Annotated in this window: 14 protein-coding genes; 5 read left to right on the top strand and 9 right to left on the bottom strand. The window is 69.7% G+C overall.

The features are described from left to right. Position 1: 1 nt before the first annotated feature. The 8 genes from pncA to E4P42_RS19845 form a co-directional block, all read right to left on the bottom strand. On the bottom strand, positions 2-553 hold the full coding sequence (pncA, locus tag E4P42_RS19875; RefSeq protein ID WP_135127794.1) for a pyrazinamidase PncA: 552 nt from the start codon (positions 551-553) through the stop codon (positions 2-4). 28 nt (positions 554-581) lie between these two features. Next, positions 582-1253 (bottom strand): ANTAR domain-containing protein, encoded by a 672-nt coding sequence (locus E4P42_RS19870; protein ID WP_135127793.1) that lies wholly within the window; start codon positions 1251-1253, stop codon positions 582-584. Positions 1254-1281: 28 nt separating this feature from the next. Further along, the gene (locus E4P42_RS19865) at positions 1282-2619 is read right to left on the bottom strand and encodes a hypothetical protein (protein WP_135127792.1); all 1338 of its coding nucleotides are present in this window, start codon (positions 2617-2619) and stop codon (positions 1282-1284) included. Further along, positions 2616-3026: a hypothetical protein gene (locus E4P42_RS19860; RefSeq protein ID WP_371287052.1), complete on the bottom strand. Its 411-nt coding sequence runs from the start codon at positions 3024-3026 to the stop codon at positions 2616-2618. Before E4P42_RS19860 ends, E4P42_RS19865 begins: the two co-directional genes overlap by 4 nt. A gap of 35 nt (positions 3027-3061) precedes the next feature. Then, the gene (locus E4P42_RS27050; protein WP_167759555.1) at positions 3062-3223 is read right to left on the bottom strand and encodes a hypothetical protein; all 162 of its coding nucleotides are present in this window, start codon (positions 3221-3223) and stop codon (positions 3062-3064) included. Beyond that, positions 3220-5073: a hypothetical protein gene (locus E4P42_RS19855; protein WP_371287053.1), complete on the bottom strand. Its 1854-nt coding sequence runs from the start codon at positions 5071-5073 to the stop codon at positions 3220-3222. Before E4P42_RS19855 ends, E4P42_RS27050 begins: the two co-directional genes overlap by 4 nt. Positions 5074-5299: 226 nt before the next feature. After that, positions 5300-6478 carry a zinc-dependent alcohol dehydrogenase gene (locus E4P42_RS19850; protein ID WP_135127789.1) on the bottom strand — a complete coding sequence of 393 codons (1179 nt, stop codon included), beginning with the start codon at positions 6476-6478 and terminating at the stop codon, positions 5300-5302. Between the two features lie 67 nt (positions 6479-6545). Next, positions 6546-7928: an acyl-CoA dehydrogenase family protein gene (locus tag E4P42_RS19845; protein ID WP_135127788.1), complete on the bottom strand. Its 1383-nt coding sequence runs from the start codon at positions 7926-7928 to the stop codon at positions 6546-6548. A gap of 98 nt (positions 7929-8026) precedes the next feature. Here E4P42_RS19845 and E4P42_RS19840 point away from each other — a divergent pair, with 98 nt between their 5' ends. Further along, complete coding sequence (locus E4P42_RS19840; protein ID WP_135127787.1) at positions 8027-8341, top strand: hypothetical protein; 315 nt, start codon at positions 8027-8029, stop codon at positions 8339-8341. Here E4P42_RS19840 and E4P42_RS19835 read toward each other — a convergent pair. Next, positions 8316-8630 carry a DUF222 domain-containing protein gene (locus tag E4P42_RS19835; protein ID WP_135127786.1) on the bottom strand — a complete coding sequence of 105 codons (315 nt, stop codon included), beginning with the start codon at positions 8628-8630 and terminating at the stop codon, positions 8316-8318. The two genes, E4P42_RS19840 and E4P42_RS19835, sit on opposite strands and share 26 nt — an antisense overlap. 54 nt (positions 8631-8684) lie before the next feature. Here E4P42_RS19835 and E4P42_RS19830 point away from each other — a divergent pair, with 54 nt between their 5' ends. The 4 genes from E4P42_RS19830 (at position 8685) to E4P42_RS19815 (ending at position 12309) form a co-directional block, all read left to right on the top strand. Further along, positions 8685-9140 carry a PPOX class F420-dependent oxidoreductase gene (locus tag E4P42_RS19830; RefSeq protein WP_135127785.1) on the top strand — a complete coding sequence of 152 codons (456 nt, stop codon included), beginning with the start codon at positions 8685-8687 and terminating at the stop codon, positions 9138-9140. 148 nt (positions 9141-9288) lie between these two features. Continuing rightward, a complete protein-coding gene (locus tag E4P42_RS19825; protein ID WP_135127784.1) occupies positions 9289-10512 on the top strand; it encodes a glycosyltransferase family 4 protein in 1224 nt (407 codons plus the stop codon). Beyond that, on the top strand, positions 10506-11252 hold the full coding sequence (locus E4P42_RS19820) for a class I SAM-dependent methyltransferase (RefSeq protein ID WP_135127783.1): 747 nt from the start codon (positions 10506-10508) through the stop codon (positions 11250-11252). Before E4P42_RS19825 ends, E4P42_RS19820 begins: the two co-directional genes overlap by 7 nt. Continuing rightward, positions 11239-12309 carry a prenyltransferase gene (locus E4P42_RS19815; protein WP_135127782.1) on the top strand — a complete coding sequence of 357 codons (1071 nt, stop codon included), beginning with the start codon at positions 11239-11241 and terminating at the stop codon, positions 12307-12309. The genes E4P42_RS19820 and E4P42_RS19815 overlap by 14 nt, the downstream gene beginning before the upstream one ends. Positions 12310-12396: the final 87 nt, after the last annotated feature.

Here is a 12396-nt window from a genome sequence, read left to right as displayed (position 1 = left end):
ATCAGGCCACTTCGACGCCCGCCGCACGCAGTGCGTCGACGGCCTCGGCGGTGGAGTCCGCGGCGACCCCGGCGGTGAGGTCCAGCAGCACGCGGGTGGTGAATCCGGCCGCGACCGCATCGGCGGCGGTGGCGCGCACGCAGTAGTCGGTGGCGATGCCGGCGACGTCCACCTCGTCCACACCGCGGGTGCGCAGCCAGTCGGCCAGCCCGGTGCCGTCGGCGTCGCTGCCCTCGAAGCCGCTGTAGGCCGCGGAGTACTCACCCTTGGTGAACACCGCCTCGACCGCCGCCGGATCGAACTGCGGGTGGAACTCCGCACCCGGGGTGCCGGCCACGCAGTGCCGCGGCCACGACACCCGGTAGTCCGGGGTGTCGGAGAAGTGCTCGCCCGGATCGATGTGGAAGTCCTTGGTCGCCACCACGTGGGCGTACCCGGCGTCGGTGGCGAGCAGGTCGGTGAGCCGCCGGGCCACCTCGGCGCCCCCGGTCACGGCCAGCGAGCCACCCTCGCAGAAGTCGTTCTGGACGTCGACCACGATGAGTGCGCGCATGGCCCCACGCTAGTCGCGCCTGTGGTGCTCACACACCCGCGGCGCGGACCCGGTGGTGCACGGTGAGCAGCAGGTGGTCGAACGCCGACCGGGGCGGCAGCGTCTCCTCGTAGTACAGCGCGGTGAAATCGGCCAGCAACCGTTCGGCGAAGATCCGCAACCGCACCCCGGCCTCCGCCGCCCGCCACTTGAGCAGTTCGAACGCCGCCACCGCGTCGACGCGGTAGACCAGCATCAGCATGCCCTTGGCGCGTTCGATCGCGGCGCGGTGTTCGGCCATCGCCGCCGCGGTGGCCGCGGCCATCTCCCGCGTGGAGGACTCCGACCGGCTGGGCGTCACGTCGACGTAGAAGCCCTGCGTGCCGATGATGTCGCCGGTGTCGTCGACCATCCGGTCGCCGATCACCACGACGTCGTGAACCCGCTTGTGGGTGTCGATGATCCGGTGCCGGGTACTGAAGGTGCGCCGGGTGCGGCGGATGTCGTCAAGGGTGGCCGCCACCGCGACGTAGTCGTCCGGGTGCTTGTGTGCGAGCACCAGATCGGTGGTGGGGGTGACCGAACCCGGTTCGTAACCGTGCATCAGCTGAACCTGATCGGACCACTCCCAGCGTTCCTCAGCGAAGTGGAATCGGAACCAACCGACATTCTGCGGGGCTCCACCGGCCAGTGCCCGCTCCAGTGAGTCATCGGGGGGCACAAGGTCAGATTAACCCTTCGGTGTGACCTCAACCACCGAATAAGAGATACAACCCGGTAAACGTATAGCCCACCATGACGAGCATCATCGCCAGCTGACCGGTGATCCGGTGCGCTTTGGGCAGCAGCCGCAGTGCGCGGTCGTGGGCGGCGATCACGCCGGCCATGTGCCCGGCCACCACGAAGGCGACCTTCAGCGTGGCCAGCACCGACGGATGCATGGACAGCACGTAGCTCACCTCGGCGTCGCCGAGTCCGAACAGGTTCCAGCCCCGCTGCAGCGGATCAGCCAACAGGATGATCGTCTGCTGACCGCGTTCGACCAGGTAGGACAGGTAGTGGGCGAACACGTAGCCGATCACGATCGGGATCAGCGAATGGGACATCAGCCCGGGCAGAGCGCGGCGCCGTGCCCTGTCCACCCCGCCGGTGGCCATCGCGGCCGCGGTGAACGTGCCCGCGACGATCAGCACGAAGGCCGCCAGTCCTGCGGTCTTGAGCAGGGTCGCCGCCAGCGGGGAACCGGCGGTGGAGTCGACGAAGTTACGCCAGACCGGCATCGCCGAGAAGCTGTCGAACGCGGTGGAACCGAGCAGCACCGACAGCACCGCGACGGTGCCGGGCCGGACCGGCAGCGTGAGCAGGTGGTCGAAGGGGTTGCCGATCGCGATGCGGCCGGTGTCGGGTTGGCGCCTGAACGCCGACAGGCGCGAGGCCACCACGCCGTAGACCTCGAACGGGTCGGCGCGGGCGCACCACCGGTCACCGAACCACAGGGCCCCGGCGAACGTCACGGCCAGATAGATCAGCAGCCACGTCCGGATCGCGCCGATCGAGCCGGGATCGGGGCTGGCCAGTTCCAGCCACACGAAGGCGAACAGCCCGGCCGCCGCGGGCCAGTACCCGAGCCCCGCCGGATACGCCGGGCGGTTCTTGCGGCGGTGCAGCTGCAGTACCCGGTACAGCGCCCGCACCGGAGAGATCACCCGCCACACCGGGCCGATCGCCCACGACGCGGCGACCAGCCCCACCCACATCAGCACGTAGAAGACGCCGGGCAGCGCGTTCTCGGCGTTCTGCGGGCCGAGGAACGCGGCCATCGCCACCCACACCGTGAGCAGCAGGCCGGCGATGGCCAGCAGCCAGCGGGTGACCGGCGCGTCGACGGCCGCGGTGACCCACTGCGGCAGCGCACGACCCGGCCGGTTCTCGTCGAACTTCGGTTCGCGCCAGGCCAGCGCCACCACCGCGAAGGTCGCGGTCAGCGCCCACGCCGCACCGAGCAACGCGTAGGTGTACGGGATCGGCAGGTCGGTGGAGCCGCCGAGGCCGTGCGCGAGGACCGAGACGTGCGTCCCGGCGGTCACGGCTGGACTTGCACGCTGGCGATCACCCGGTGCAGGTCGTGCAGTTCGATCTCGACGTTGCCGGGCACGTCGACGGTGAACTGGAACTGCTGACCCGGTTTGGCCTCGATGGGGAAGGTGTGGTCGGGCACCGAATGCACGTGCAGTTCGTCGGCGGCGTCGCTGTTGACCCGCACGACGATGGGCTCACCGACCTTGCCCTGCAACTCGGCGTTGGTCGGGGTGACGTTGCCACCCTGGATCGACACGTCGATGGTCAGCCGATTGGGCGGCTGCTGCTGATCGGTCATGTCCGACGGGCTGATGGTCGACTCCGACGGCGGGGTCGGCGACATGCTCGCGGCGGTTTCCTCGCCGACGTCCTGAGAGCTGCCGCAGGCAGCCACCAGCAACGCCGCGACGGTCACACTGAGAACGGATGCGATGCGTCGTCCAGCGTGGCTCACGGTGTCCCTTCGTGATCGTGCGGACCGCCGTCCTTTCGGCGGTTCTTCGCCGCGATGTAGACAACCACACCGGCGACCACGATGGCCGGCGCGAACGCCGGCACCGCGATCCAGATCGGATGGTCGGCCAGATAGGTGATATCCGGAGCAGGGGTCATGACTGCGCGAACGGCTGGAGTTCGGCCTCGCTGCCACTGGGCTCGCTGTTGTTGATGCGGCCGCCGCCCCAGGTGATGCCCGCGACCATCGCCAGCGTGCAGAACAGCACGACCAGGCAGCCGATCAACCACAGCGACTGCGGGATGTCCGGGCTGCGCTCACGCTGCAGGATGGTGATCTCGGAGACGAACGGCCGGGTGAACTGCGGATCGGCCGGCACCTCTTCGGCCCCGATGCCGGGATCGCCGGCCAGGTAGATCGGCACAGCCGCCAGGGTCCTGCCGTCGTGCACGCGCAGCAGCGTCTTCCACGTGCCCGAGACCGGCATCGGTTCGGTCGAGACGTAGTGTCCCGGACCGACCTGCTCCAGGATGTCGATGAATTGCCCACGCTCGTTGGCCAGGCCACCCTGCCAGCCCAGCACCGCCACCCAGTTCGGGTCGTCACTCACGACGTCCGGCGGGTTGAGGCGCACATCGGCGGTGACGAAGCGGCCGTCGCCGGGACCCTGCGCCTCGGTCAGCGTCACCTGCGCGGTCGCGTCCTGCGGCGTGGTGTAGCGCAGGCCGTTGGCGGCGGCCACGCCGATGACCAACACGGTCAGCGCGACCAGCCCGACGCCGATCGCGCGCCGCGGCAACCGGCGACCGGTGAGGATCATGCCGACCATCGCCCCGCACGCGCCGGTGAGGACGGCGACCGGGACGGCCATCCCGAGCGCTTCGGGCCAGATGCTGGTCGGCCAGGTCAGCGGATAGACGGCGTTGATCCACAGCGACTCGATCCACAGCCCGACCGTGGCGATACCCAGGCCGCTGACCGCGCCGAAGAGCACCGGCCGCTTGTACAGCGGGGTGAGGGCGAGCAATTCCACGACGACCGCCGCCCCGAGGTAGAGCGGGAACCAGTTGACCGGCGCATCGAGCACCGGGGCGACCAGGAACGCGACGATGCCACGCAGACCGATGGCGATCACGGCGGCGATCAGCGCCGCGCCCCGGCCCAGGAAGATCCGCGCCATCACCAGCGCCAGGCCCGCGGCGGCGGCGATCAGCATCGGCTGGAACACCTGCCGGAACTGCGGGACGCCGAAGTCGAATTCGATCTGGTACACCGACGCGCCGATCAGCACACCCGCGAAGGCGAGGTAGAGGACGAACTTCAGGCCGATGCCGTCGCGCGGCCGGTCCGGGCCGACCGCCCGCCTGCCTTCGTACTCGAGGTAGGCCGCGGCCAGCGTGGAGAACCCGGCGCCGCCGATCATCATCAAGTGGGTCGGACCCCACAGCGTGACGTCCTGGCCGAAGATCCGGTGCCAGATGTCGTCGAGCGGGAAGCCGAGCAGCGCGTACAGGCCGCAGCCGGCCATCACGATGCCGCCGACCGGGGCGTACCAGTGATCGGTGATACGCACGGCGGCCGGTCCGGGCTGATAGCCGTCCAGCGGCAGCACCATCGCGGTGCAGCCGGCCACGAAGATGCCGAACAGGCCGATCAGGATGAAGTAGTGGGCGGGATTGGCCAGCGCGCCGTCGTCGCGGCCGTTGCCGATGTGCAGGCTGACGTCCCAGATGAACCCGAACAGTGCGCAGATGATCGACGCGGTGAACAGGGCGACCGGCAGCGCCACCCACGAGGGTCGCTTGAACCGCCGCCCCGACCAATCGGCCAGGGAGGTCAGCCAGGAGATCTTGTGATTGCGGTGCAGGTAGCCGATCCACAGCAGGATCGCGGTGACCACCGCTCCCGCGACGGTGAGCAGCACGATCTCGTGCAGCGCGGTGCCGCCGCCCTCCTGTCCCTCCGCCGCCACCACAGTCATGGTCGGAACCTCGCCGAACAGCCGCATTGTCATCTCCCCGGTATGGACGCGCCGAACCTACCGCCGAGTAATATTGCCAGAAGCACCCCAGGTGAAACCAGGGGTACCGGGTAATCGGATTGCTTAGCCACAATCGCACCGGCGTGCGCAGCCGCGTGCCTCGGGGCGGCCGGAACGGCCGGTGAGGACGGACTCAACGGTGGCACGCCGGTGAGGTACCCCACACCGGCGCGCGCTATACCTACGTTCTCGGTCAGGGCGTGAGAACGACCTTGATCATGCCGTCCTGCTTCTTCTGGAACGTCTCGTAGGCGCCCGGCGCCTCGGCCAGGGGTAGCCGATGCGTCGCGAAGTCCTCCACGCCCAACGGGTCGCCGTCGGTGAGCAGCGGCATGATGTCGGGCACCCAGCGCTTGACGTTGGCCTGTCCCATGCGCAGTGTGACCTGCTTGTCGAACAGCGTCATCATGTTGATCGGATCGGCGGCCCCGCCGTACACACCGGACAGCGAGATCGTGCCGCCCCGGCGGACCAGCGAGATCGCCGAATTCAGCGCGGCCAGCCGGTCGACGCCGGCCTGCTTCATGACCACGCGGCCCACCGGCGAGGGCAGGAAGCCGGCCGCGGTCTGCATCGCCTCGGCGACCGGTGAGCCGTGCGCCTCCATGCCGACCGCGTCGATCACCGAGTCGGCGCCGCGGCCGTCGGTCAGACCCTTCACCACGTCGTCGACGTCGGTGTTGCTCAGATCGATGACGTCGGCGCAGTACGGCCTTGCCTTCTCGATACGCTCGCGCACCAGGTCCACCCCGATGACGCGGCAGTCGCCGCGGTGCGCGGCGATGCGGCAGGCCATCGCCCCGATCGGCCCCAGGCCCAGCACCACCAGGGTCCCGCCGGACGGGACGTCGGCGTACTCGACGGCCTGCCACGCCGTCGGCAGCACATCGGAGAGGTACACGTAGCGCTCGTCGGGGCCGTCATCCGGCACCTTGATGTGGGTGTACTGGGCCTGCGGCACCCGCAGGTACTCGGCCTGGCCGCCGGCCACCTCGCCGTAGAGCTTGGAGTAGCCGAACAGCGACGCTCCGGTGCCCTGGTCGCGGTTCTGCGTCGTCTCGCACTGCGACTGGAGGTTGTGCTCGCACATGAAGCAGCTGCCGCAGGAGATGTTGAACGGGATCACCACCCGGTCGCCCACTTTGAGGTCGCCCACCGCTGCGCCGGTCTCTTCGACGACGCCCATCGCCTCGTGCCCGATGATGTCGCCGGGACTCATGAACGCACCGAGCACCTCGTACAGATGCAGATCCGATCCGCAGATGTTGGTGCTGGTGACCTTGATGATCGCGTCGGTCGGCTCCTTGATGGCCGGATCCGGCACGTTGTCCACGGAGACGTTCCGGCGGCCCTGCCATGTCACTGCGCGCATGCGTCCTCCTCGAGAAATCGTCGCTGTCTGACGGCATGCCCACGCACCGTCGTGTCAAACGGCGCTCTCACTTACGCGGCGGCTGAAGCACTTTCATGGCCAATCGCATCACCGACGGCGGTACCCGGTCCTTGGCCGAGAGCGCGGCGTCGGCGGCGCGGCCGCGCAGCGGGGTGCCGCGGCCGAAGTACCGGTTGAGCGGTCCGCCGGACGGTTCGAGCTCGACGTGCAGGGGCGGTGCGCCGTCCGCGGCGCCCAGGGCGCGCGCGATCACCATCCGCTGGATCTCGCTGGTGCCCTCGAAGATCGTGTACAGCTTGGCGTCGCGGTACCACTTCTCCACCGGATGATCGGTGATGTAACCCCACCCGCCCATGGTCTGGATGGCGCGTTCGGTGGCCTTGACCGCCAGTTCGCTGGCCGCCAGCTTGGACATGGACCCCTCGCCGCGCTCGAACGGCACGCCGGTGGCGGCCATCCAGGACGCCCGCCAGGTGAGCAGGCGGGCGCCGTCGAGCTGGGTGGCCAGATCGGCGATCGGGAACGAGATGCCCTGGTTGTCGATGATCGGCGCGCCGAACGCCTCGCGGCGGTTGGCGTACTCGGTCATGTACTCCAGTGCGGCCCTGGCGATGCCGAGCGCCTGCGCGGCCACCATGGGCCGGGTCTGTTCGAACGCGCCCAGGGTGGCCGAGCCCGACTTGCTGCCACCCTCGACCGCCTCCCGCGCCTTCGCGAGCTTGTGCTCGAGCTTCTCGTGCCCACCGAGCAGGTTCTCGCCCGGGATGCGGACGCCGTTGAACTTCAGTTCCGCGGTGTGCGACGCCCGGCAGCCCATCTTGTCGAGCTTGCGCACGAGCTCCAGGCCGGGCGTGCCGCCGGGCACCACGAACAGCGCCTGGCCCTTGTGGCCGAGTTCCTGATCGACCACCGCGTTGACGACGTGCACGTTGGCGATGCCACCGTTGCCGATCCACATCTTGTGGCCGTCGATGATCCAGTCATCGCCATCGCGGCGTGCCGTGGTGCGCAGATTGCGCACATCGCTGCCGCCCTCCGGTTCGGAGATGGCCAGCGCCGCGAGCTTGAGGTCACCCGGGGTGCCGAAGCACTCCGGCGCCCACTGCAGCATCTGTTCCGGTGAGGCCGCCTGGCCGATCGCCGACAGCGCCAGCGCGGGCATGACGATCGCCAGCCCGATGCCGGCGCAGCCCCAGAACAGCTCTTCCATGAACATGGGCAGCGACAGCCCGGTCGGATCGCCGATCAGGTCGCGGTAGAACAGCGGGCTGTAGAAACCCTGCTGGGCGGCCTCTTCGAGCACCGGCCACGGGAACTCCTGGCGCTGGTCGTACTCCAGTGCCACCGGGCGGATGCACCGCTCGGCGAAGTCATGGGTACGCCGCGCCAGGTCGTGTTGCGCGACCGTGGGCGTGATGTCGAAGCTCATCGAGCGATCGGATAGCCAGTGACGCGCGTCACCAAACCACCTGTATGTCACCGCGGATCGGCTGACCGGCGCCCGTGGTTCGAACGTATGATCGAACCGTGGGCGAGATGCAGTCGATCGGCTACAACGGACAGCCGGTAGCGCCGGCGTTCCGCCGCGTCGACCCGCCCGCCGCCGTCCTGGTCGACCTGGCGGTGCTGTTCCCGCGCGAGCCGCACCGCCGGGGCGGCTACAACCCGGCCGGGCTGCAGATGAACTCCGTCGTCGAAGGGCGGTTGACCTGCTGGGGCGTGTGCGAGCAGGGCTATTGGTGGGGGCTGGTGACCTACGACATCGCCTACGGCGCGCAGCGCCGATCGGTGACCCACTGGATCCCCGCCTGGGTGCTCAAGCGGCAGACGGATCCCCCGTGACCGCCTCGGCGATCCGTCGCTGCGCCTCCGCGGGAGAGATGCGCAGCCGGCGGGCCAGCACCTCCGCCCACGACCGCGCCCCGAACTGCGCCGGCGTGCCCGACGCGACCAACCGGCCCAGCAGGCGCCGGTCGACCTCGCGCAACTGGGCCCGGTAGCGGTCCAGCCGGGTCAGCATCTCCTGGGCGTCCGCCCGGCTCACTGCGCCGAGCGGAACGGCCGCCAGCGCCGCGGACGCCGAGTCCACGGCGTCCATCGCATCCATGATCTGATCTCGTGTCGAACTCATGTTCGACACACTAGGCCGGGGGTCCGACACGTCGCCGCGGCTACTGTGGCGGACATGGCCCGCACCTACGCGACCGCCGACGCCGTCGACCGCGCCGGACTCCTCGAGTTCCTGCGGCCGCGCCACCGCATGGTGCTCACCACGTTCCGGGCCGACGGGTCGCTACAGAGCTCGCCGGTCACCGGCGGCATCGACGAGGCGGGCCGGATCGTCATCGCCAGCTATCCACGCCGGGCCAAGGCGGCGAACATCCGCCGCGCCGGGCGAGCCAGCGTCACCGTGCTGTCCGACGACTTCAACGGCCCGTACGTCCAGGTGGACGGACCCGCGGAGGTGATCGACCTGCCCGAGGCCGTTGATGCGCTGGTCGACTACTACCGGGCCGTCGCCGGCGAACACCCGGACTGGGACGAGTACCGGCAGGCGATGGTCAACCAGGGCAAGTGCCTGATCCGCGTGCAGCCCGCGCGCTGGGGTCCGGTCGCCACCGGCGGCTTCCCGCCGCCCTGACGCGGGGTCCGAGCCGAGCGGACGCGTTGCGTCGGCTAGCACGTCAAACTATAGTCTGGACACATGTCCAGAGGGTTCGGAGTCTCCGCGTGACAGCATTCGACGGGTTCGGCGCGACCCGGCCTACCGGCCCCGGACCCCGCTAGGTATGCGTATCGCGTTGTTGTCCTACCGCAGCAAAACACACTGCGGGGGACAGGGTGTCTACGTCCGCCATCTCAGCCGCGGCCTGGTCGAACTCGGCCACGACGTCGAGGTGTTCTCCGGGCAGCCGTACCCCGAGGGGCTCGATCCCCGGGTGCGCCTGACCGAGGTGCCCAGCCTCGACCTGTACCGCGAACCGGATCCGTTCCGCGTGCCGCGGCCCAGCGAGATCCGCGACCGCATCGATCTGCTGGAGCTGCTGACCACCTGGACGGCCGGCTTCCCCGAACCCCGCACCTTCACGATGCGCGTCGCGCGCATCCTCGCCGAGCGGCGCGGCGAGTTCGACGTCGTGCACGACAACCAGAGCCTGGGCACGGGCCTGCTGACCATCGCCGGGTTGGGGCTGCCGGTGGTGGCCACCGTGCACCACCCGATCACCCGCGACAAGGTGGTGGACGTCGCGGCCGCGCGGTGGTGGCGCAAACCCCTGGTGCGCCGTTGGTACGGCTTCGCCGAGATGCAGAAGGACGTGGCCCGGCAGATCCCCGAGCTGCTCACGGTGTCGTCGTCCTCGGCGACCGACATCGCCGAGGACTTCGGGGTCTCGCCCGAGCAGTTGCACGTCGTGCCGCTGGGCGTCGACACCGAACTCTTCACCCCGGCCGATCACCGCGTCAACGGCCGCATCATCGCGATCGCCAGCGCCGACGTCCCGCTCAAGGGCATCAGCCACCTGCTGCACGCGGTCGCCCGGCTCCGCGTCGAGCGCAACCTCGACGTGCAGCTGGTCTCCAAGCTCGAACCCAACGGCCCGACCGAGAAACTGATCGCCGAGCTGGGCATCTCCGACATCGTGCACAGCTCCAACGGGCTGTCGGACACCGAACTGGCCGACCTCCTGGCCTCCGCCCAGGTGGCCTGCATTCCCTCGCTCTACGAGGGCTTTTCGCTGCCCGCGGTGGAGGCGATGGCGAGCGGGACGCCGATCGTCGCCAGCCGCGCCGGCGCCCTGCCCGAGGTGGTGGGCGCCGACGGCGAATGCGCCCGGCTGGTCGCGCCCGGCGACGTCGACGACCTCACCCGCGCACTGGGTGAACTGCTCGACTCTCCGGCGCAGCGGCACAAACTGGGGGCCGCCGGGCGGCGCCGCGCGCTCGACGTCTTCAGCTGGGAATCGGTTGCGCGACAGACCGTCTCGGTGTACGAGCGGGCCGCGGCATGCTGACCGTCGACTTCGACCGGCTCGGTGTCGGACCGGGCACCAAGGTCATCGACGTCGGATGCGGTGCGGGCCGGCACACCTTCGAGGCGTTCCGTCGCGGCGCCGACGTCATCGGCTTCGACCAGAGCGCCGAGGACCTCAACGACGTCGACGCGATCCTGCGGGCGATGGAGGAGCAGGGCGAGGTCCCACCCTCGGCCAAAGGCGAAGCCGTCAAGGGGGACGCACTGGACCTGCCGTACGCCGACGGCACCTTCGACTGCGTGATCGCCTCGGAGATCCTCGAACATGTGCCGCAGGACGACCGGGCCATCGCCGAACTGGTTCGCGTGCTCAGACCCGGGGGCAAGCTGGCGATCACGGTGCCGCGCTGGCTGCCCGAGCGGATCTGCTGGCTGCTGTCCGACGAGTACCACGCCAACGAGGGCGGCCACATCCGCATCTACAAGGCTGATGCGCTGCGGGACAAGGTCACCGCACACGGGCTGACCCTCAGCCACAGCCACCACGCGCACGCGCTGCACTCGCCGTTCTGGTGGCTCAAATGCGCGGTCGGCACATCGAAGAACGACCACCCGGTGGTGGCGGCCTACCACAAGCTGCTGGTGTGGGACATGATGTCGGCGCCCTGGCTGACCCGTCGCGGTGAGGACCTCCTCAACCCGCTGATCGGCAAGAGCGTCGCGCTGTACTTCGACAAGCCGGCGGGCGACCGGCCGGAGGTGCGGGTTGCGCGCTCCTGAATTGCCCGGCGTCGCGGGGGTTTTCACGCCGGCACAGTGCCGCCAGACCGCCGAGTCGATCGCCGCGGCGCAGGAGACCTCGGGTGCGATCCCGTGGTTCACCGGCGGGCACACCGACCCGTGGGACCACGTCGAGTCGGCGATGGCGCTGACCGTCGCGGGCCTGCTCGAACCCGCCCGCGCCGCCTACGACTGGTGCCGGGACACCCAGCGCCCCGACGGGTCCTGGCCGATCCAGCTGCGCAACGGCGTGGTCGAGGACGCCAACAGCGACAGCAACTTCTGTGCCTACGTCGCCACCGGGGTGTGGCACCACCTGCTGGTCACCGGTGACCGCGCCTTCGCCGAGCGGATGTGGCCGGTGGTCACCAGGGCCATCGACTTCGTGCTCGACATGCAGCGTCCCAACGGTGAGATCTCCTGGGCGCGCAGCGAAGCCGGGGTGATTCCCGAGGCGCTGCTGACCGGGTGTGCGAGCATCCACCACAGCATCCGGTGTGGGTTGGCGCTGGCCGAGCGGCTCGGCGACCCGCAGCCGGAGTGGGAGGTGGCCGTGGGTCAGCTGGGCCACGCGATCGTCGCGCATCCCGGCTCGTTCGTGCCCAAGGACCACCACGCGATGGAGTGGTACTACCCGGTGATGTGCGGGGCGCTGCGCGGTCCGCGGGCCCACGCCCGCATCGACGACCGGTGGGACGACTTCGTGGTGCCCGGGCTCGGCATCCGCTGTGTCGACGACCGGCCGTGGGTGACCGGCGCCGAGACCTGCGAGCTGGTGATGGCGCTGGATGCGATCGGCGACTCGGCGCGCGCCCACCAACAGTTCGCGGCCATGCACCACCTCCGCGAGGAGGACGGATCCTATTGGACCGGACTGGTGTTCGCCGACGGTAAGCGCTGGCCCGAGGAGCGGACCACATGGACCGGTGCGGCGGTCATCCTGGCCGCCGACGCGCTGTCCGGCGTCACCCGGGGCAGCGGGATCTTCCGCGGCGCGGACCTGCCGCGCGGTCTGGAGGACGAATTCGACTGCGCCTGCGCGGTCAGCGAGCGCTGACCGTCCGGCATCGCGCGAACTTCTTTACGCGAAGTGCATTTCGTATATACTCGGTAGCGACATCCTCACCGAAGGCGGGTGGCGCGC

Origin of the sequence: Mycobacterium sp. PS03-16, assembly GCF_004570325.1 — a bacterium.
In the GTDB taxonomy this organism is placed as follows: domain Bacteria; phylum Actinomycetota; class Actinomycetes; order Mycobacteriales; family Mycobacteriaceae; genus Mycobacterium.
Note: the sequence above shows the minus strand (reverse complement) of the source record. Positions and strands in the feature narration are given on the sequence as shown.